20 protein-coding genes are annotated in these 20,262 nt (G+C 57.5%); 14 read left to right on the top strand and 6 right to left on the bottom strand.

Translation table 11 applies throughout. The features are described 5' to 3' along the window. The first annotated feature begins 4 nt into the window (after nucleotides 1-4). Both EFB11_RS03865 and EFB11_RS03860 read left to right on the top strand, forming a co-directional pair. On the top strand, nucleotides 5-2,107 hold the full coding sequence (locus EFB11_RS03865) for a PTS transporter subunit IIABC (protein WP_122789013.1): 2,103 nt from the start codon (nucleotides 5-7) through the stop codon (nucleotides 2,105-2,107). A gap of 198 nt (nucleotides 2,108-2,305) precedes the next feature. Further along, the gene (locus EFB11_RS03860) at nucleotides 2,306-2,518 is read left to right on the top strand and encodes an alpha/beta-type small acid-soluble spore protein (RefSeq protein WP_122789012.1); all 213 of its coding nucleotides are present in this window, start codon (nucleotides 2,306-2,308) and stop codon (nucleotides 2,516-2,518) included. Between the two features lie 127 nt (nucleotides 2,519-2,645). Here the strand turns inward: EFB11_RS03860 and rny are convergent, their stop codons facing one another. Continuing rightward, entirely contained in the window at nucleotides 2,646-4,187 is a 1,542-nt protein-coding gene (gene rny / locus EFB11_RS03855) for a ribonuclease Y (protein WP_122789011.1), read from the bottom strand. A gap of 326 nt (nucleotides 4,188-4,513) precedes the next feature. Between rny and pgeF the strand changes: the two genes are divergently transcribed. The 5 genes from pgeF to EFB11_RS03830 are packed head-to-tail and all read left to right on the top strand — an operon-like array spanning nucleotide 4,514 to nucleotide 9,723. After that, nucleotides 4,514-5,344, top strand: coding sequence for a peptidoglycan editing factor PgeF (gene pgeF, locus EFB11_RS03850; RefSeq protein ID WP_122789010.1), 831 nt, complete (start codon nucleotides 4,514-4,516; stop codon nucleotides 5,342-5,344). Next, nucleotides 5,341-6,858, top strand: a complete 1,518-nt coding sequence (locus tag EFB11_RS03845; RefSeq protein WP_122789009.1) for an ABC transporter substrate-binding protein — start codon at nucleotides 5,341-5,343, stop codon at nucleotides 6,856-6,858. Before pgeF ends, EFB11_RS03845 begins: the two co-directional genes overlap by 4 nt. After that, nucleotides 6,859-7,875, top strand: a complete 1,017-nt coding sequence (mnmA, locus tag EFB11_RS03840; protein WP_122789008.1) for a tRNA 2-thiouridine(34) synthase MnmA — start codon at nucleotides 6,859-6,861, stop codon at nucleotides 7,873-7,875. A gap of 26 nt (nucleotides 7,876-7,901) precedes the next feature. Beyond that, nucleotides 7,902-8,813 carry a DMT family transporter gene (locus EFB11_RS03835; protein ID WP_122789007.1) on the top strand — a complete coding sequence of 304 codons (912 nt, stop codon included), beginning with the start codon at nucleotides 7,902-7,904 and terminating at the stop codon, nucleotides 8,811-8,813. Then, on the top strand, nucleotides 8,800-9,723 hold the full coding sequence (locus tag EFB11_RS03830) for a CPBP family intramembrane glutamic endopeptidase (protein WP_122789006.1): 924 nt from the start codon (nucleotides 8,800-8,802) through the stop codon (nucleotides 9,721-9,723). Before EFB11_RS03835 ends, EFB11_RS03830 begins: the two co-directional genes overlap by 14 nt. A gap of 38 nt (nucleotides 9,724-9,761) precedes the next feature. On the opposite strand, the gene EFB11_RS03825 is transcribed toward EFB11_RS03830, so the two are convergent. The 3 genes from EFB11_RS03825 to EFB11_RS03815 are packed head-to-tail and all read right to left on the bottom strand — an operon-like array spanning nucleotide 9,762 to nucleotide 12,838. Continuing rightward, entirely contained in the window at nucleotides 9,762-10,772 is a 1,011-nt protein-coding gene (locus EFB11_RS03825) for a M42 family metallopeptidase (RefSeq protein WP_122789005.1), read from the bottom strand. A 12-nt stretch (nucleotides 10,773-10,784) separates the two neighbouring features. After that, nucleotides 10,785-11,807 (bottom strand): M42 family metallopeptidase, encoded by a 1,023-nt coding sequence (locus EFB11_RS03820; RefSeq protein ID WP_122789004.1) that lies wholly within the window; start codon nucleotides 11,805-11,807, stop codon nucleotides 10,785-10,787. Continuing rightward, on the bottom strand, nucleotides 11,807-12,838 hold the full coding sequence (locus EFB11_RS03815) for a M42 family metallopeptidase (protein WP_122789003.1): 1,032 nt from the start codon (nucleotides 12,836-12,838) through the stop codon (nucleotides 11,807-11,809). Before EFB11_RS03815 ends, EFB11_RS03820 begins: the two co-directional genes overlap by 1 nt. A gap of 212 nt (nucleotides 12,839-13,050) precedes the next feature. Here EFB11_RS03815 and EFB11_RS03810 point away from each other — a divergent pair, with 212 nt between their 5' ends. Next, the gene (locus tag EFB11_RS03810; protein ID WP_122789002.1) at nucleotides 13,051-13,932 is read left to right on the top strand and encodes an RluA family pseudouridine synthase; all 882 of its coding nucleotides are present in this window, start codon (nucleotides 13,051-13,053) and stop codon (nucleotides 13,930-13,932) included. Nucleotides 13,933-13,967: 35 nt separating this feature from the next. Here the strand turns inward: EFB11_RS03810 and EFB11_RS03805 are convergent, their stop codons facing one another. Both EFB11_RS03805 and EFB11_RS03800 read right to left on the bottom strand, forming a co-directional pair. Next, entirely contained in the window at nucleotides 13,968-14,411 is a 444-nt protein-coding gene (locus tag EFB11_RS03805; protein WP_164706588.1) for a GNAT family N-acetyltransferase, read from the bottom strand. A gap of 19 nt (nucleotides 14,412-14,430) precedes the next feature. Further along, a complete protein-coding gene (locus EFB11_RS03800) occupies nucleotides 14,431-15,696 on the bottom strand; it encodes an O-acetylhomoserine aminocarboxypropyltransferase/cysteine synthase family protein (protein WP_122789000.1) in 1,266 nt (421 codons plus the stop codon). A 160-nt stretch (nucleotides 15,697-15,856) separates the two neighbouring features. Here EFB11_RS03800 and EFB11_RS03795 point away from each other — a divergent pair, with 160 nt between their 5' ends. The 6 genes from EFB11_RS03795 to EFB11_RS03770 are packed head-to-tail and all read left to right on the top strand — an operon-like array spanning nucleotide 15,857 to nucleotide 20,128. After that, nucleotides 15,857-16,069, top strand: coding sequence for a DUF896 domain-containing protein (locus EFB11_RS03795; RefSeq protein ID WP_122788999.1), 213 nt, complete (start codon nucleotides 15,857-15,859; stop codon nucleotides 16,067-16,069). Next, nucleotides 16,066-17,397, top strand: coding sequence for a CCA tRNA nucleotidyltransferase (locus EFB11_RS03790; protein ID WP_122788998.1), 1,332 nt, complete (start codon nucleotides 16,066-16,068; stop codon nucleotides 17,395-17,397). The genes EFB11_RS03795 and EFB11_RS03790 overlap by 4 nt, the downstream gene beginning before the upstream one ends. Beyond that, a complete protein-coding gene (locus tag EFB11_RS03785; RefSeq protein WP_122788997.1) occupies nucleotides 17,394-17,969 on the top strand; it encodes an HD domain-containing protein in 576 nt (191 codons plus the stop codon). Before EFB11_RS03790 ends, EFB11_RS03785 begins: the two co-directional genes overlap by 4 nt. Then, nucleotides 17,966-18,367 carry a secondary thiamine-phosphate synthase enzyme YjbQ gene (locus tag EFB11_RS03780; RefSeq protein WP_122788996.1) on the top strand — a complete coding sequence of 134 codons (402 nt, stop codon included), beginning with the start codon at nucleotides 17,966-17,968 and terminating at the stop codon, nucleotides 18,365-18,367. The genes EFB11_RS03785 and EFB11_RS03780 overlap by 4 nt, the downstream gene beginning before the upstream one ends. Then, nucleotides 18,360-19,091, top strand: coding sequence for an alpha/beta fold hydrolase (locus tag EFB11_RS03775; protein WP_122788995.1), 732 nt, complete (start codon nucleotides 18,360-18,362; stop codon nucleotides 19,089-19,091). Before EFB11_RS03780 ends, EFB11_RS03775 begins: the two co-directional genes overlap by 8 nt. Further along, on the top strand, nucleotides 19,088-20,128 hold the full coding sequence (locus EFB11_RS03770) for an NADH:flavin oxidoreductase (protein WP_122788994.1): 1,041 nt from the start codon (nucleotides 19,088-19,090) through the stop codon (nucleotides 20,126-20,128). The genes EFB11_RS03775 and EFB11_RS03770 overlap by 4 nt, the downstream gene beginning before the upstream one ends. The last annotated feature ends 134 nt before the right edge of the window (nucleotides 20,129-20,262 follow it).

The raw sequence follows: 20,262 nt of genomic DNA, 5'->3' as shown, positions 1-20,262 counted from the left end.
CAATATGAAGGATAAAGTCTTTGGGGTATTGCAACGAGTCGGCCGCTCTTTTATGCTGCCGATCGCGATCTTGCCGGTCGCGGGTTTGTTTTTAGGATTCGGTGGTTCCTTTACCAACGAAACCATGCTGGAAGCCTATGGCCTGATGGATTTGATGGGTCCTGGTACCTTTATTTATGCCATCTTGCAGGTGCTCAATTCGGCCGGTTCGGTTGTCTTTAACAATCTGCCGCTGATCTTTGCCATCGGTGTTGCCATCGGTATGGCCAAGCAGGAAAAAGAAGTCGCTGCTCTGTCGGCGGTTATCGCCTTCTTTATCATGCACGCAACCATCGGCGCATTGCTCGTGGACTTTGGCGCACCCGACCTGTCCGGTGCGACAGCCAGTGTCCTGGGCATCAATTCGCTGCAAATGGGCGTATTCGGCGGTATCATCGTCGGTCTGGGCACCGCAGCCCTGCACAACCGGTTCTATAAAATCCAGTTGCCGCAGGTGCTGAGTTTCTTTAGCGGTACCCGCTTTGTACCGATTATTTCGTCGGCGGTGTATCTGCTGGTCGGTATTGCGATGTATTATATCTGGCCGGTCGTTCAGACGGGCATCAATGCACTGGGTTCGTTTGTGCTGGCATCCGGCTATGCCGGCACCTGGCTGTACGGCTTTATCGAACGTGCCCTGATTCCGTTCGGCCTGCATCATGTATTCTATATTCCGTTTTGGCAGACGGCGCTGGGCGGCACGGCCATGGTAGGCGGCACCCTGGTCGAAGGCGCACAGAACATCTTCTTTGCCGAACTGGCAACCCCGGGCATCCAGCATTTCTCGGTCGAAGCGACCCGGTTTATGGCTGGTAAGTTCCCGCTGATGATCTTTGGTCTGCCGGGTGCAGCCCTGGCGCTGTATCGCTGCGCGAAGCCGGAAAACCGCAAAGTCGTTGGCGGCCTGCTGCTGTCCGCAGCACTGACTTCTATGCTCACCGGTATCACCGAACCGCTGGAATTTACTTTCCTGTTCGTAGCTCCGGCCATGTATGTGGTGCACTGTGTGTTTGCCGGCGCATCGTATATGATTATGCACATCTTAAACGTCGGCGTGGGATTGACGTTCTCGGGCGGCCTCATTGACTTGACCCTGTTTGGTGTAATGCAGGGCAATGCTAAGACCAGTTGGCTGTGGATTCCGGTAGTTGGTGTTATCTACTTTATCCTGTACTATGTGGTCTTCTCGTTCATGATCAAGAAGTTTGATTATAAGACCCCAGGCCGTGATGACAGCGAAATTAAGCTGTACACCCGTAAGGATATGAATGCCAAAAACGCGGCACAGGGCGCTGAGGGTGGAGACGATGCTCTGTCCCGCCAGATCATGATGGGTCTGGGCGGCAAAGCCAATATTTCGGACGTCGATTGCTGCATCACCCGTCTGCGCTGCACGGTACACGATGCCTCCAAGGTCGATCAGCAGCTGCTAAAGGAAACCGGTGCATCGGGTGTTATCTGCAAGGGTCAGGGCGTTCAGGTCGTCTATGGTCCGCGTGTATCCAATATCAAATCCGATCTGGAAGCCTTCCTGGCTTCGCCGGCAAGCGATCAGGCAGAAGCGGCTCCGGCTGCTCCGGCCGAATCGGCGGAGGCATCCCAGCAGGCGGCCAAGAAGCCGATTATTGTCGCGTCGCCGCTGGCTGGTAAGGTCATTGCGCTCGAAGACGTCGCGGACGGCGTCTTCTCGGAAAAGATGGTGGGCGATGGCTTTGCCGTTGAGCCGTCGGACAATAAGGTATACGCTCCGGCCGATTGCGAAGTGGCGACCGTCTTTGGTACCAAGCATGCCATCGGTCTGGTGACCCCGGACGGTTGTGAACTGCTCATTCATCTGGGCATTGATACGGTACAGCTCAATGGCGCACCGTTCACCATTGATGTGAAGGAAGGCGACAAGCTCAAGAAGGGCGACTGCATTGGTTCGTTTGACGAAAAGGCGATTTTGGATGCAGGCTATCGTACGGTCACCCCGGTGGTGGTTACCAACGCGGATGCCTACACGTCGTTCCGTCTCCTCAAGACCGGTACTGTCCAGGCAGGCGAGGATGTCCTTGAAGTGCAATAAAGTATTTGATTTGAGAAAGTAACGAAATGCCCCGGATGCTGTGCAACGCTGCATCCGGGGCGTTTTGTAAACATCAATTTTGCGTCAGAAAACGCTGCCAAGCTAAGAATATTTTACATCTTATATCTTTTCTGCAACCGGCACACAATACTATCAGCAAATCCCCAAAAAACAAATTCGAAAAGGAGAGTCAAGATTATGTCTACTCAGAATGGTTCGAACAAGGGTATGGTACCGGAAGCTCGTGCGGCAATGGATCGCTTTAAGATGGAGGCCGCTTCGGAGGTTGGCGTCAACCTGAAGCAGGGCTACAATGGTGACCTGACTTCCCGTCAGGCAGGTTCGGTCGGCGGCCAGATGGTCAAGAAGATGATCCAGGCCTACGAACAGGACCTGGCAGCGAAGGGCTAATCGAGTCTTTCCAAATGGGAGAGGGGATGGAAATGCTCCGGCATTTCCATCCCCTTTTCGTTTCCTGCAAAATAAAATACGGGCAAAGCCACATTGGCTTTGCCCGTTTGTTGTGTGGTGTTGTCTATTACTTTGCGTAGTCGATGGCGCGGGTTTCGCGGACCATATTGATCTTGATCTGGCCGGGGTAATCGAGTTCGTCCTCGATATGCTTTGCGATATCGCGGGCGAGCAAGGTCATGCTGTCGTCGGTAACCTCTTCGGGCTTGACGATGATGCACAGTTCCCGACCGGCCTGGATGGCGTACGAACGCTCGACACCAGGCGTCGTGTTGGCGATCTCTTCGAGTTTTTCCAGACGTTTGATATAATTTTCCAGATTCTCACGCCGTGCGCCCGGACGGGCCGCCGAGATGGCGTCCGCCGCCTGCACAAGGCAGGCTTCCACGGTGGTCGGCTCCACATCCCCGTGGTGAGCAGCAATCGCGTGGATGACTGGCTGGGATTCCTTATAACGTTTGGCAAGGTCGACACCGATGGTAACGTGCGAACCTTCGACTTCATGGTCGACCGCCTTGCCGATGTCATGCAGCAGGCCTGCACGGCGGGCAATGGTGGGGTCGATGCCAAGTTCGGAGGCGAGCATACCAGCGATGTGTGCGACCTCGATCGAGTGCAGCAGCACGTTTTGCCCATAACTGGTGCGGTAATGCAGGCGGCCGAGCAGGCGAACCAACTCGGGATGGATGCCATGAATACCGGTTTCGAACGTGGCGCGTTCGCCCTCGGATTTGATGACCTGATCGACTTCCTTCTGCGCCTTCTGCACCATTTCAGCGATGCGCGGCGGATGGATGCGGCCGTCCAAAATCAGCTTTTCCAGACTCAGCCGGGCGACTTCACGGCGAACCGGGTCAAACGAGGACAGGGTGATCGCTTCCGGGGTATCGTCGATGATCAGGTCGACACCCGTCAGGTTTTCCAGGGCGCGGATGTTGCGGCCTTCGCGGCCAATGATGCGGCCCTTCATTTCATCGTTGGGCAGCGGAACGACCGATACCGTGGATTCGGATACCTGGTCGGCTGCATAGCGCTGGATGGCCGTAGTAATGAGTTCGCGCGCCGTGGACTCTGCTTCCTCTTTCATCTGCTGGTTGATTTCGCGGAGTTTGAGCGCGGCGTCATGCTTGGCTTCATTTTCAATCGACGTGACCAAATATTCCTTGGCCTCGTCGCGGGTCAGACCGGACAGACGCTCGAGCGTGGCGATCTGCTCGGCGCGAATCTGTTCGGATTCTTCCTGGGTCTTTTGTGCTTGCGCGATCTTGCGGCTGAGCTCTTCGCTCTTGCGCTCCATCGCGTCCGACTTCTTCTCAAGCGCTTCTTCCTTCTGGTGGAGGCGGTGCTCGGTCTTTTGGACCTCGCTGCGGCGCTCCTTGAGTTCCCGATCGGCCTCGGTGCGGGCCTTGAGGATTTCGTCCTTAGCTTCCAAGATCGCTTCGCGCTTCTTGGTTTCTCCGGACTTGATGGCCTCGTTTATGATGCGGGTGGCCTCCTGTTCTGCGCTTCCAATTGTTTTTTCTGCGACATTTTTACGGTATAAAATGCCGACGATTACGCCAATAATCAAACAGACAACACCAATGATCAGCTTGATTATGGTATCCATAAAGTTGCGTGGAACACCTCCTGTGTTTTTTTAAGTTTTCAAAATGCAAAGCAACATAATCCCTCTATGAAACTCCATGGCCGGAGGCAATGAACATTACAAAAGGTATTACATAAATATCTTAATGCTTTTTGACTTGCATGTCAAGGAAAACACTCTGTGCGTACATAAAATCAGGCAGAGTGACGAAGGTCGCGTAACAGGGTTGTTTCTGCCGCCATTTGCGTAGTATAATACTACAATAGGTGTTTTCTATGCTGTTTGCGTGCAGCCCTGGCAGCATGTGGGCAGAAAGAAGGCATCCACCACGAATCGAGGAATGAAAAATGGATGATACCATGGCGCGCCGTGCGTGCGGCGCCTTTCAATATTATACCTGTACGCGGCTGCCGGTGCGGCACGCGTTTACAACCAAACGCGGCGGCGTGAGTACCGGCGCGTGCGAAAGCATGAACCTGGGCTTTGGACGGGGCGATGACCCGGAAAACGTGCGCCGGAATTATCACATTCTGGCCGATGCGCTGTCCATCCCTTATGAACGGATCACCATGACCAAACAGGTGCACCGCGATGCGGTCACGGTCGTGACCGAGGAAACGGTCGGCATGGGGCTGACCCAGCCGATGGCCTGGGAATCGGACGCCCTGGTCACCAATCTGCCGAACACGCCACTGGCCGGATTTTATGCCGACTGCGTGGTTACCTTATTGTATGACCCGGTTAGCCACAGCTGCGGCGTCTGCCACGCCGGATGGCGGGGCACAGCGCTGGGCATTCTGCCTAAGACGGTGGACACCATGGCCGCTGCGCTCGGTGCACAGCGGGACAGCTTGATCGCGGTCATCGGGCCGTCGATCGGCGTGTGTTGCTTTGAAACCGATGCCGATGTGCCCGAGGCGATGGAAGCCCAGATGGGCGCGCAGGTGCAGCCGTTTATTCGGGAAAAGGGTCCGAAATTTCATGTCGATCTGCAAGGCATCAACGCCATGTTGCTGCAAAGCGCCGGCGTGCGAGCTGAGAATATCGTCAACAGCGGGCTGTGCACCTATTGTCACAGCGATGAATTTTGGTCGCACCGGGTGACGAAAGGGGAGCGCGGTGTGCAAGCGGGAATCATCTGCCTATCGTCTACGGAAGGAGAAAAGCGATTCAAATGAAATATCCGCGTTTGAAACGATTGCTGGCAGCAGCGCTGGCCTGCTGTCTGCTCACCGGATGCACCTTGACCGAACGCCTGGGCGCAGCGACTAGCAGCGAAGACCAGGTTGAAACGGTCACGCAAAACCATGAAGCCGGCTATTTTGGGCTGGCCTACTATACCGGGGAAAAAATCAACCCGGTTTTGTCGGTGTCGGATATGAACCGGCCCTTGCTCGATGCCCTGTATGAAGGTCTGTTTTATCTGGACAATAACTTCCAGCCGCAGCCCATGCTGTGTGAAAGCTGGGAAGGCGACGGCATCAGCTTTACGTTCCATTTAAAGCCGGGCGTGACCTTCTGGTCAGGCGATGCACTGACCGCCGACGATGTTGTTTACACGCTCAATACCGTCAAAGCCAATGAAACATCGCCTTACTATTCACGTATGACCGATGTGAAGTCGGTCTATGCCGAAGATGAAAATACCGTGGGCGTGGTCTTGTCGTCGGCTAATATGGACTTTCCGCGCCTGATGGATATTCCGATTTTCCAGGCTGGGACCGAGGAAGAAACCTTTTCGGGCGGCACGGGGGCCTATCAGCCCAACTATGCGGACGGCGCCTGGTGGCTGTCGCCCTATGCAGGATGGCATGGCGGCGCAGTCGATACGTTTGAAAAAATCACGCTGGTCAACACCACCCGGTCGGATGCTGTGATGCACAGCTTTGAAACCGGCGACATCTCGCTGGTGCGCACCGAGCGTATCAGTTCGAACCCCATCACCATCAGCGGATCGGTCGATCTGCATCCGGTCCCGACTACTTGCCTGCATTATTTGGGATTTGGCGCCGCGGCCGGGCCGTGTAGCCTGCCCGCCGTGCGGCAGGCGATCTCGGCAGCGATTGCGCGTAAAGATATTTGCAGCACGCAGCTGCAAACCTTTGCCGATCCGGCGGTCTTGCCGGTCAATCCGCAGCCGGATGAGCCGGCTACCAGTTCGGAAGCCGATCGGGACAGTGCGACGGCGCTGCTGGCTTCGGCAGGTTTGGTCGACAGTGAGGGGCGGGTCAATTTCTCGCCGACCATTCTGGTCAACAGCGAAAATACGTTCAAGGTCAGCGCAGCGCAGGCGATTGCCGACGCGCTGTTGGTGATCGGCATCCGAGCGACGGTAGAAGCCGTACCGTTCGAAGAATATACCGCGCGTCTGGCATCCGGCAATTTTGAAATCTTCTATGGCGAACTTCGCATGACGCCGGATTTTGACCTGCGTTCGCTGATTGCAACCGGTGGCGTACTCAATTATGGCCGGTACTCTAACATCGATACCGATTATTTGATCGAGCAAGCGCGCGCACAAGGCACCGATGAGGCCAAGCAGGCACTGTATACGCAGCTTCTGAGTGAAATGCCGATCGTGCCCATCGCGCTTATCCGCGACCAGGTCGCCGTGCGCAGCAACCTTATGACCGGATTTAATCCGTCGCCCAATTGGCTGTTCCATGGCGTCGGCGGATGGAGGGCAAACTAAATGAAAAAAGTTGTATTAGGCCTGTCAGGCGGTGTGGATTCGGCAGTCGCCGCATCTTTACTGCGCGAGCAGGGATATGAAGTACACGGCTTGTTTCTCGAGCTGGGTCTGGGCGGGGAAGCGGAAGCACAGAAAGTCGCCGACGCGGTCGGCATTCCGCTCTACATTGCCCACCGGGCACAGGAACTGGAAGAACATGTGTGCCGCTACTTTGCCGAAGAATACCAGCATGCACGCACGCCCAATCCCTGTGTGATGTGCAATCCGACCGTGAAGTTCCGGGCTTTGGCCGATTATGCCGATTCCATCGGTGCGCAGTATCTGGCCACCGGGCATTATGCCCGCATCGGCTGGGATGCGGAGGGCCGCGCGCTGTTGCAGCGTGCCCGTTCGCCCAAGGACCAGACGTATATGCTGCACCGGCTGCCGCGCGCCATTTTGGAGCGCTGCCTGTTCCCGTTGGGGGAAGCAGCTGATAAGGACGCGGTGCGTGCACTCGCTCAGGAGCGGGAGATTCCGAACGCCCAGAAGAAGGATAGCATGGATGTCTGCTTCATCCCAGACGGCGATTGGTGCGGCTGGCTGGAACGCCGGGGCGTGCAGCTGCCGGAAGGCAACTTTGTCGACCCGGATGGCAACATCCTTGGCCGCCACAAGGGCATCCATCAGTATACGGTCGGCCAGCGCAAGGGGCTAGGCGTCGCGGCCAGCGGACGGCTGTTTGTGCACGAACTGCGGCCGGAAACCAATGAAGTCGTTTTGTCGCTCGAGGATGTTTTCCGCAAGGAAATTATCGTGCGGCAGGTCAATTACTGTGCACCCGAATATGCACAGGATGGGCCGTTTGCCTGTGAGGTCCGCGTGCGGTATTCCAAACACGCCGACCGTGCCACTGTGTATCCGGACGGGACCGATGCCCGCATTGTTTTTGACGATGCCGTGCGCGCGCCCGCAGCCGGACAAGCCGCTGTTTTTTATGACGGCGATACCGTGATCGGCGGCGGCTTTATCGATTGAATTTTAGACAGCAATGAGGATTTACCATGCGTTTTGAACACCGATCCACCGGCCATATCGCGGCGATCTTCACCGTGTCGGTCTGGGGCGCGACCTTTATCTCCACCAAGATATTATTGCGCCATTTCACACCCGTAGAAATTTTATTGCTCCGCTTTGCCCTGGGGCTTGTAGCCTTGTGGGTCATCAGTCCGCGCTCGATGCGGCTGCAAGAGCGGCGGCATGAGGCATACTTTGCCGGGGCCGGACTCTCGGGGCTGGTGCTGTATTATTTGTGTGAGAACATTGCCCTCAACTATGGCGATGCGTCGGTGATCGGCGTGATGGTGTCCAGTGCGCCGCTGTTTGCGGGCATCTGTTCGGCACTGTTCCTCAAAACCCATTTGAAGTCTGGCTTTTTTGTCGGCTTTGCGGTAGCGATCGTTGGGTTGTGTCTGATCGCCGCCGGGGACGGAGGATCGGGTCATGTGCAGCCGGTCGGGGCGGCGCTGGCCTTCTGTGCCGCTATGGCGTGGGGCGTTTATTCGACCCTGACCCGTAAGATTGCCGAATGTGGGTATCCGACCGTGGGCGCTACCCGGCGGATTTTCACCTATGGCGTGGCGTTTATGCTGCCCATCGCAGCCGCGATGCACTTCCGGCCGCAGGCGGTCTGGACCGCCAGTCCGGTGGAAATTGCCAATCTCTTGTTCCTGGGGCTGGGAGCGAGTGCGCTGTGCTTTATGACTTGGAATTTTGCGGTGAAGCTGCTGGGCACGGTCAAGACGTGCGTTTATATTTACGCATCGTCAGCTGTTACCGTGGTATTGGCAGCCATTATTTTGCACGAACGAATGACACCACAGGCAATCGTAGGAACCATTCTGGTTTTGGCGGGTTTGCTGCTGAGCGAGGGACGGTTCCCCGGACGGAAGGAGGCACAACATGGTACCTTATAACGAAACCCAAATGCGGCAGGATTTCCGTAAAATCGGCTGGGCGCTGGTCCTTTCCCAGCTGACCATGTTTTTCTTATCGGTCCTGCTCAGTTTTATCGTGTCGATCCTGCTCCGGGCGTTTAGTCCGCTGCGTGGGACCTGGTCGGAGATGGAAGGCTGGATCGTGATGCTGTCCGCCTTGGGTGGTGCCCTGCCGATGCTGAGGATGGGGCAGGAAAGGCACCTTCTGGATAACATGTTCGAACGACGCGAAAAAGCTTGGCCGGTGCAGGTGATTTTTTATTTCCTGATGATTTTAGGTCTGCAAATGCTGACCAGCATCGTTTGTGCCCCGGTGGTACATTTGCTGGAATCGGTCGGCGCATCCTTTGATTCGGCCAACAATTCGGCAACGGCCTATGCGGTTTCCGCTTCCATGTTGGTGTATTCGGTCGTAGTGGCCCCGGTGGTCGAAGAACTGGTCTACCGTGGCGCACTGCTGCGGGCGCTCGAACGCTATGGCCGGTGGTTTGCCATTGTGATCAGTGCACTGATTTTTGGCTTGATGCACGGCAATGCCGTCCAGTTTCCGGTCGCCTTTGTCATCGGATTGGCGTTTGGATATTTGTCGCTCAAATATTCCCTGAAGCTGACCATTGTGCTGCATGTGCTTAACAATCTGTTTGTGGATCTGGTGGGCCGCATATCGGATTTCAGTGAATCGTTGGGAGGCATGATCGACGGCAGCCTGATGCTGGCTGGCGTCCTGTCGATTATCCTTATGGCGCTGAGCGGCGGCAAGTTGTTGCTGCGCGACATCAAGAATAACCGCACCCCGCGCGGTGTGTACAAATGGTTTTTTGCTTCGATGCCGGTCGTAGCCATCTTCTGTTATATGATTGCTCTGACCATCGCGAGTATTTGGGTATAAAAAAAGCGTATCCCTTTTTGGGATACGCTTTTTTGCGTTTACAGCGTATGCAGCAAAGCCTGGGCAAGCAGGGCAGCCGCCTGCTCGACATCCCGCACGGCGCACATCTCGCTGGGCGAGTGGATATACCGCGTCGGGATGGAAATCGCGCCCGCAGGCACACCCGAACGGCTGCGCTGGAGCGCCGCGGTATCGGTGCCGCCAAATTGCAGAATATCCTTCTGCACCGGAACGGCAGCCATGAGACCGGCTTCTTCGAGCGCCGACCGCACCTTGGGAGTGCACAGGACCGAATGATCCATGACTTTGACCGCCGGACCCTTGCCCAGATGGCAGTCCATCGGGTATTTGTGTTCGGGCAGGTCGCCAGTGTCGGTCACGTCGACCGCAATCGCAAGGTCGGGTTCCAGAGCAAAAGCGGCCGTCTGCGCACCGCGCAGCCCGACTTCTTCCTGGGCGGTAAAGACAAAATACAGGTCATCCGGCACCGACAGCGGCATCTTGGCCATGGTCAGCAGCAGGGTGACGCAGCCGATGCGGTTGTCCAGATAGGGGCCGCAGATGACGCCGTTCTGCTCGAACATGGGTGCGTCAAACACGGCAAAATCGCCCACCTGTACCATCTGTTCGGCTTCTTCCCGGCTGGATGCGCCGATGTCCACAAACAGATGCTGCATTTGCAGGTCCTTAAAGGAGGTCTTTTCTTCGTAGGAGATCACACCCCGCACGCCGTTGGCAAACCGTACCTGAATGTTGATGAGGTCGCCGCGGAACAGACCGCCGACCGGGGCAAACCGCAAAAAGCCGTTGTCATCGATGAAGGTGATGACAATGCCCAGCGAGTCCATGTGAGCGGCCAGCAAGATTTTGCGGCTGCTTTCCGACCCGGACGATTTTTTGTGGCAGATGAGGTTGCCGAGTGCATCGGTCCAGACCTCGTCTGCGTATTGCTTTGCCAGCTTGGTCAGCACGTCGCGTACCCCGGCTTCCCGGCCGGACGGGCCGAACGCGCTGGCCAGCGTTTTATATAGATCAAATACTTGGCTCATGAGCAGCACTCCTTATTCTGTTGTTTGGGCCAGCCCTTGCAGGAAGCTGCGCGCCAAAACGAGCATATTTTCCATATCACAGACCGCAGCCACCGAAACCGGGGAATGGATATAGCGCACCGGCGCTGCCAGTCCGACAGTGGGTACCCCGGCGCGGATTTTATGGATGCGGCCAGCATCCGTGCCGCCCGAAGTCATCTGCTTGAGCTGCCATGGCAGGCCGAGCTGGACAGCAGTATCGCGTAGCTGGGTGAGGAGGGTCTGGTCATAGATGGTCGAGCGGTCCATAAAGGGCAGCACCGGACCGCGCCGCAGCGCGCAGACCTGTTTATGCCCCGGCGCTTCGGCCAGATCGGCTGCGGTCGTGCCCTCCAGCACCAAGCAGGCCGCCGGGTCGAGCGCAAAGGCAGCGGTTGCCGACCCGCGCAGACCGGTTTCCTCCTGTACGGTAAAGACGAACCAGGTATCAAGCGCCGGTTTTTCTTCGAGCAGCTTGAGCATGACCGCGCAGCCGACGCGGTCGTCGATGGCCTTGGCCTTGAGCAGGCCGTCGCCAAACTCGACCACATCGGAATCAAACACGCCGTAATCGCCCAGGGATACCTTGGCCTGCGCGGCTTTTTTGCTCGAAGCGCCGATGTCGATATATAGGTCCTTGGTGTCCGGCATGCGACGGCGTTCGGATGCCTTGGTCAGATGGACAGCCTTGATGCCGACCACGCCGGCTGTGTCGCCAAACTTGACCCGCCGGCCGATGACCACCCGCGGGTCGATGCCGCCGACAAAGCCGAATTTGAGCATGCCGTCGTCGGTGATGCGCTTGACGATCAGACCGACTTCGTCCATATGTGCGCACACGAGCATGGGCTTTTCCGGCTTGCGGGCGCCCGTGCGAAAGACCATCAGGTTGCCCATGGCGTCGGTACGGATCTCGTCGGCATGTGGTTCGGCCTGTTCGCGGATAAAGGCGCGCACGGCGTCCTCCTCGCCCGAAGGGCCGGACAGGGCACATAAGGTTTTGAGCAGTTCCAGCATTACAGGCTCACCTCCCCGTCAAAGTGCTGCACAAAGGATGCGATCAGATCAGCGGTTGCATCTAGGTCAGACAGATGCATGGTTTCGATGGGGGTGTGCATGTAGCGCAGCGGGATGGACAAAATCGCCTGCGCTGTACCGCAAGCGGCGATCTGCATGGTCCAGGCGTTGGTGCCCGTGTCGCCCTCCATGACTTCGATCTGGTAGTCGATTTCCTCGGCGCGCGCTAAGCGGATGAGCGCGCGGGTCAGTGCGGTATTCATGTTCGGCCCCATGCCGATCATCACGCCGCCGCCAAAGGCAAAGGTTTCATCCGCGGGAGCGTCTGGCGTCTTGGCATGGCTGACATCCACCGCGATGGCGTAGTCCGGGCGCAGACGGAATGTGCCGGTCATGGCGCCGAGCGAAGTGATTTCCTCCTGGGCGGAAAACATCACCGCGACATGGACGCCGAGTTTCTTGCGGTCGATCTTTTTCAGGGCCTGCAAGATGGCCAGCACGCCGGCGCGGTCATCCAGGCATTTGCTCGAAACGGCGTCCTTTCCCAGCCGCACGAGGGGCTGGCGGAAGACGATCGGGGTGCCGACCGGGATGCGGGACGCCGCGTCCAGCAGGCCGGTGTCGATCAGCATTTCGTGGATGGGCACCGCCTTGTCGGCGTCGCCCGGCTGCATCAGATGGGGCGGCGTACAGGAAACGATGCCATACAGCGGGGTAGGGGTCAGGATGGTGACCTCACAGCCCAGCAGCATGCGGGGGTCGACCCCGCCAACGGGCATAAAGCGCAAAAAGCCGCCCTCCAGCACTTCGGTGACGATAAAACCGATCTGGTCAAGATGGGCGTCCAGCAGGACGGTCTTGGCCTTTGGGCGCGGACAGACCAGAATGCCGGTCACCGTACCAAACGGATCGATATCGACCTTGTTGACGAGCGGCCGGAGCATTTCGGCCACCGTGCGGGCGGCAGATTGCTCAAAACCGGTCACGCCGGGCAGGGCGCACAGTTTTTCCAAGGTTTCGATTTGGTTCAAAAAAACAACTCCTGTTCTGGCGGATTCTTCTGGAAAATTCAGGGTAACATGGGATGGTTTCCGACCAAGCCAGTTTGTACCTTCAATATTATAGCACCGAATTGGGGAAAAGATAGCGCATGGAACAAAAAATTTGACAGAAAATGCAGTTTCGGCAAATTGACAGAAAGCTATCTGAACGTGTACAATCGGGAGGAAAGGGGAGCGGATGAATGCGCATTGTCGAATATCGGGCCGAACACGACGGGGTACTGGTCGGGCGGTTGCTGCGGCGGGAAGGCATTTCCCACCGCCTGCTCGTAGAACTGAAGAAAGACCCGGAGGGTATCACGGTCGCGGGGCAGCCGGTGCGGTCGATCGATCGGCTGCATGCCGGGGATGTGGTGCAGGTGCAGGTGCGCGAAACCGACCGGAGCGACATTGTGCCGCAGCCCGGCCTGCCACTGAGCCTTGCGTACGAGGATGAGGATTTGTTCGTTGTTCGCAAACCGGCCGGGATGGCCGTGCATCCCTCGCCGCAAAACCGGGAGAACACGGTCGCCAATGCACTGGCGGCGCGGTATCAGCAGCGGGGTGAACCGTTTGCTTTCCGAGCCATCGGGCGGCTGGATAAGAACACTTCCGGCCTTCTGGTGCTGGCTAAAAATGCGCTGTCCGCCTGCCTGCTGACCGCCGCGGCGCAGCAAAAGCGGATGTTCCATGAATATTTGGCTGTGTGTACCGGGGAGTTGCCACCCGAGGGCACGATCGATGCGCCCATTGGCCGAGTGGACGGCTCGGTCATTGCGCGCCAGGTGCGGCCGGATGGCGAGCGGGCGGTGACCCATTACACCCGTCTGGCGTATGCAAATGGCTATTCGCTGGCGCGCATTCGGCTGGAAACCGGCCGCACCCATCAAATCCGGGTACATATGCAGTATATCGGCCATCCGCTGCCCGGGGATTTCTTGTATGGGCCGAACGATATGGGGCGAATCGACCGCCATGCGCTGCATGCCGCTTTTTTGACGCTGCCGCAGCCGGTCACCGGCGAACGGCTTTGTTTTTCCGACCCGCTGCCCGAAGATATGCGCCGGTTTTTCCCAGAACTATAAAAAAAGCTGCCTTGTCAAAAGGCAGCTTTTTTGTTTTAACGGTCGAGTACCATCTGCCGGTACTCCAGATCCTCAAAACCAAGCGTGCGATACAGTGCCGCGGCACGCGGGTTTTCGTCGGTGACTTCCAGGCGGAAACGGGCCGCGTCCGGATATGCAGCGCGCACAGCGGCGATCAGCTTTTGGCCGATGCCCTGGCCGCGCAGCGTATCTTCCACCATCAGTTCTTCCAGCCATACGCACAGACCGCCGGCCTCGTTGGACCAGGTGATCGCGCACAGGCAGTACGCATGCGGGACATCGTGTGCATCAGCCGCGACAAAGCAGCGCGCATAGGGGGTGTCGTGCATGAGAAGATCGAAGGTGCGTTCGGCGTGGTCATCCGGGATAACATGCGCGACTGCCGGCAGACGGTAAAACGCATGCACCATGCGGCAGAAATGCGGCTTGTCCCACGGTAAAATTTCGCGGATCTCCATAAAAAAATCTCCTGTTTGATTAAATCTGTGCAAGCGCCTGATCCAGATCGGCCAGAATGTCTTCGACATTTTCCAGACCGACCGACAGACGGACCAGACCGGGCTCGATGCCGGCCGCGACCAGCTGCTCGTCGGTCAGCTGACGGTGGGTCTCGCTCGCCGGATGCAGCACGCAGGTGCGGATATCGGCCACGTGCACTTCGTTGCAGGCCAGCTTGACGCTGTCCATGAACTTCATCGCCGGTTCGCGGCCGCCCTTGATGTCGATGCTCATGACGCCCGAGGTGCCGAGCGGCAGGTATTTCTGTGCGCGGGCATGATAGGGGTCGCTTTCCAGACCGGGATAGCGCACGCCAGCAATCTTATCGGACGAGAGCAGGTGCTTGGCAACCGTGGTTGCGTTTTCGCAGTACTGCTTCATGCGCACCGGCAGGGTTTCCAGACCCAAGTTGAGCAGGAACGCCGAATGCGCAGCCGGATAGCAGCCAAAGTCGCGCATGAGCTGCATGCGGGCCTTGATGATGTACGCCATGGCGCCAAATTCACGGGTGTATACCACGCCATGATAGCTTTCGTCCGGCTCAGTAAAGTCCGGGAACTTGCCCGAAGCCGCCCAGTCGAACTTGCCGCCGTCGACGATGACGCCGCCGCCCTGTACCGCATGGCCGTCCATGTACTTGGTGGTCGAGTGGATGACGATATCCGCGCCCCATTCGATCGGGCGGCACAGGATGGGGGTTGCAAAGGTGTTGTCGATGATGAGCGGTACACCGCTCTTGTGTGCGATGGATGCCCACTTTTCAATGTCAAAAACGGTCAAAGCCGGGTTGGCCAGGGTTTCGCCAAAGACTGCCTTGGTGTTGGGCTTGAACAGCTTCTGGATGTCCTCTTCGGACGCTTCGGCATCCGCCCAGATGCACTCAATGCCCAGCTTTTTGAGGGTCACGCCAAACAGATTGATCGTGCCGCCATAAATGGTGGAAGCGGCGATAAAGCTGTCGCCTGCCGAGCACAGGTTCAGGATGGACAGCAGGCTGGCCGCCTGACCGGATGTGGTCAGCATCGCGCCTACGCCGCCTTCCAGTTCGGCGATTTTCTTTTCGACGGCGTCGCAGGTCGGGTTGGCAAAGCGCGAGTACATGTACTCGGTCGGCATGTCGAACAGGCCTGCGATATGTGCGGTCGAATCAAAGCGATAAGTGGTCGACTGAACGATCGGCATGACGCCCGGACCGCCATTTTCGGGTTTGTACCCGGCATGTAAACATTTGGTTTCCAGTTTCATGTAGAATAACTCCTTTTTGGACATTTTATGCATATCGATATTGTAACACGGCGGGAAATGGCGGTCAAGGAAAGGCTGTGCGATCAGCCGTCCGCCACTCGACTTTGCCGCGTGATTTTGTTATAATAAGGGCATCGAAGGAAACGGAGGAGCCAAGATCATGACCGAAGAAAAAATTGCACGCATCAACGCCTTGGCCAAAAAGGCCAAGACCGAGGGTCTGACCGAGGCCGAGCAGGCCGAACGGCAGGCGCTGCGGCAGGAATACATTGAAAGCTTTCGCAGAAATTTAAAATCGCAACTGGACAATACGGTGGTTTTGAACCCAGACGGCACCGCATACCATCTGAAACAAAAGAAGGGCAAAGCATGATGGAGCTTCCCCGTGGGGTGCAGAAGGCACTCACGGCGCTCGAGCAGGCGGGATATCCGGCGTATGTGGTCGGTGGCGCGGTGCGCGACCATTTGCGCGGGGTGACGCCTCATGATTTTGATTTGTGTACAGCGGCAACACCCGAAGAGACCCGTCAGGTTTTTGCGCAGGAGCGCGTGGCCGAAACCGGGCTGAAACATGGCACAGTCACTGTTTTGCTCGATGGGGCCCCCATCGAAATCACCTCATTCCGGGTGGAGGGCCGCTATTCCGATGGCCGGCATCCCGATCAGGTGCGGTTTGTACGTGATCTGGAAAGCGACCTAGCCCGGCGGGACTTTACGGTCAATGCCATTGCATTCAGTCCAACCCGGGGCTTACAGGACCCCTTTGGCGGGCAGGCAGACATCCAGGCCCGGCGATTGCGCGCCGTGGGAGACCCGGAGCATCGGTTTACCGAAGATACGCTGCGGATTTTGCGCGGTCTGCGCCTGATGGCCGAAACCGGCTTTGCGCTGGAATGCGATACCGCGGATGCGCTGCGCGTTTTGGCGCCCACCATGACCCGGGTGGCGCCCGAGCGGCTGGCCGCGGAAACGCTGCGGCTGCTGTGCGGCCGGTATGCCGGCCGGGTGCTGCGGGAATATACCGATGTGATGGGTGTGGTGCTGCCCGAGATTCTGCCCATGCGGGGATGGCAGCAGCGCAACCGCTACCATCGCTATGATGTTTTGGAGCATTCCATCCGGGCGCTGGAACAGATTCCCGCCGATCCAGCCTTGCGGCTGGCGGCGCTGTATCATGACACCGGCAAGCCGCACTGCATGACCATTGACGAAAAGGGTGTCGGCCATTTTTATGGACATCCTAAGCTGAGCGCGGCCATGGCCGAGCAGCGCTGTCTGGCCTTGCGGCTGCCCAACGCGATTCGGGAAGCGGTCGTTTTTCTGGCCGACCATCACGATATTCCGATCGATTCGGAGCCCAAAACCGTCCGGCGGCGGTTGGCGCAGTTTGGAGAAACACGGGTGCGACAGCTTCTGATGATGAAAAAAGCAGACGGGGTCGCCCGCGGGACGCATGCCGAATATATTGGCCAATATCAGCAGCTGGAGCAGCAAATTAACGCCATGCTGCGCAGCCGCGATTGCCTGACCGTGCATTCGCTGGCGCTCGATGGCTATGCGCTCATGCGTTTAGGGCTGCAAGGCAAACAGATTGGACAAATGCAGCGCTATCTGCTCGAGCAGGTGCTCGACGATCCGGCGCGCAATACCCCGGAAACACTCACGCATCTGGTGGAGCTTCATAGGGAGGAACCGACATGAAAGAAAAGTTTTTGAATATATTTCGCAATCAGATCACCCGGCGGGGCGCGGACAAGCTGCTCGAATGGATGGAGAGCACCGACTTTTTTACCGCGCCCGCATCCACACGCTTCCATGCAGCCTATGAGGGCGGTCTGCTGGAGCATAGCTTAAATGTCTATGAGGTGCTTATCTCCAAGCATTACGACAAGGAAAAGGATGATCTGGAGAGTTTCACCATTGCATCCTTGCTGCACGACATCTGCAAAGCCGGGTTCTATACCACCGAATACCGCAACCGCAAGAACGACCGCGGGGAGTGGGAAAAGGTGCCGGTGTATGCCATTGACGATAAATTTCCCTATGGCCACGGCGAAAAGTCGGTATTCCTGATTGAGCGGTTCATGCGCCTGAAAAATGAGGAGGCGGTTGCCATCCGCTGGCACATGGGCGGCTTTGACGATACGGCGCGGGCGGGCAGCTTTGCCATTGCCCATGCGTACGAAAGGTATCCGCTGGCCGTCAAATTGCATTTGGCCGACCTGGAAGCGACCTATCTGCATGAGCAGCGGCATGAGGAGGACCTGGTATGAGAACACAGGAATTTACCCTGCGCACCGAGCGGCAGGGGTACTATAACATCACCAGCGCGGTGCGCGACACCATCCGGAAATCGGGTGTGACGTCGGGCATCTGTGTCGTCTATTGCCCGCACACCACAGCGGCTATCACGATCAATGAAAATGCCGACCCGGATGTGACCCATGATTTGGTGATCGGGTTCGATGAAGCCTTTCCCGACCGGCGGGACTTCCGCCACGGCGAAGGCAATTCGGATGCTCACCTCAAATGCTCGACCGTGGGCGCGTCGGAAACCATTCTGATTGAAGAGGGACGTCCGTTGCTGGGCACCTGGCAGGGCGTTTACTTCTGTGAATTTGACGGTCCGCGTACTCGGCGGTACTACATCAAGGTGATGGCCGATGTATGATTGGAATCCGAAGTACGTCTCGGTCGGGGACGTCGAGATCGCCTATTACGAATGGGGCCAGGGGGAACCGCTGATCCTGCTGCACGGAAACGGGGAGGACAGCACCTATTTCCGGCATCAGATTCCGGTCTTGGCGCGGTTTTTCCGGGTGATCGCCGTGGACAGCCGCGGGCATGGCAAAAGCGGCCATGGCGACCGGGGACTGAATTTTTATCAAATGGCCCGCGATCTGCGCGTGGTGTTCCATGCGCTGGGGCTGCAAAAGGCTCATATCCTGGGCTTTTCGGATGGCGGCAATTTGGCGATTCGGTTTGCCCTGCAATATCCACAGTGTGTGGATAAACTGATCTTAAACGGCGCTAATATCCATATGCTTACCGGTGTCAAACCGGCCATCCAGATTCCGCTGTATCCAGTGGTCGGGTTGCTGCATGCGCTGCGTCCGCTGGATGAGTCGATTGCGCGCAAATGCGATGTTCTTTCGCTGATGGCCCACGATTATGGGGTCGATTGGGATGATTTGGGGCGAATCCAGGCCCAGACCCTGGTGCTGGTCGGGGAGCATGATATGATTTTTGACAAACATTCCTGGCGGATGACCCTATGTCTGCCGCATGCACGTATGGAGCGCATCCCGGGCGGCGACCATTTTTGTGCGGCCAAGCTGCCCAACCAGTTTAATTTGGCGGTGCTGCGCTTCCTGAAGGAGGACAAAAAAGCATGAGTGACCTGTTTGCACCCTGTACGCTAGGGAACCTTCCCTTGCGCAATCGCATTTGCCGTTCGGCGACCAACGATTATATGGGCAATCCCGATGGGACAGTGTCCCCAGCGCAGATGAACCTCTACCGAGAACTGGCCGAACAGGAAGTCGGCCTCATCATCACCGGCCATGCCTGCGTCAGCCCGGATGGCCGCAACGATGCCAACCAGAATGCCATGTATGACGACCGGTTTATCGCGGGGCAAAAGACCCTGACCGATGCGGTGCATGCAGCGGGCGGCTGCATCGTCCAGCAGCTCAGCCATGCGGGCGGCAAAAGTCCGCAGGCGGTCACCGGCCGTGTGCCAGTCGCGCCGAGCACGCTCGAATATGTTCCCGGCGTACCCGCGCGGGAGCTGACCATCGAGGAGATGCACCGCATTCAGGACGATTTTGCCTCGGCCGCGGTGCGCGCCAAACAGGCAGGATATGATGGGGTACAGATTCATTGTGCCCATGGGTATCTGCTCTCCGAGTTTATCGACCCGACCTGGAATGTGCGTACCGATGCGTATGGCAGCGACCGTTTCCGCATGGCGCGCGAAACGTTGGAAAAGGTACGCGCTGCCGTAGGCCCGGATTATCCGGTGCTGCTCAAAGTACATAGCAACTGTCAGGGGGAGGCATCCGATTTCCTTGCGGCGTTGACAGAATTTTTGAACATTTGCGCCGATTTAGGCGTGGTAGCGGCCGAGGTATCGGGCTTTGACTTTGCCAGCCAGCCGCCCGAAGCCAGACGGTATTATTTGCAGGGCGCGGAGGAACTGGCTGCTAAAACCCGTCTGCCGATCATTTTGGTCGGCGGTTTGCGTGACCGGGAGGATATGCAGGCGGCGCTGGACGCCGGGATGGCGCTGGCCAGCGCGTCGCGGCTGTTCATCTGTCAGCCCGATTTTGTGAGTCGGATAAAGCGCGGCGGCATGTCGGCCTGCCGCGGCTGCTACGGCTGTTTCCGCTGCTATCAAACCACAGGAAAAAGGTGTGTTTTGCACCGATAAAGCGAAAAAAAGGCGATTCGCAGGTCCGAAATGTTTGGTCAAATGGCAAACGGCGGTTTGCATAGAAAAGCGTCGAAATTCTGTGCATTTCTCTTGCAATCCGGTGGTTTACTTCTGTGCAAAAATAGGGGTAT

Origin of the sequence: Intestinibacillus sp. Marseille-P6563 (assembly GCF_900604335.1) — a bacterium.
Lineage (GTDB): Bacteria > Bacillota > Clostridia > Oscillospirales > Butyricicoccaceae > Butyricicoccus_B.
Note: the sequence above shows the minus strand (reverse complement) of the source record. Positions and strands in the feature narration are given on the sequence as shown.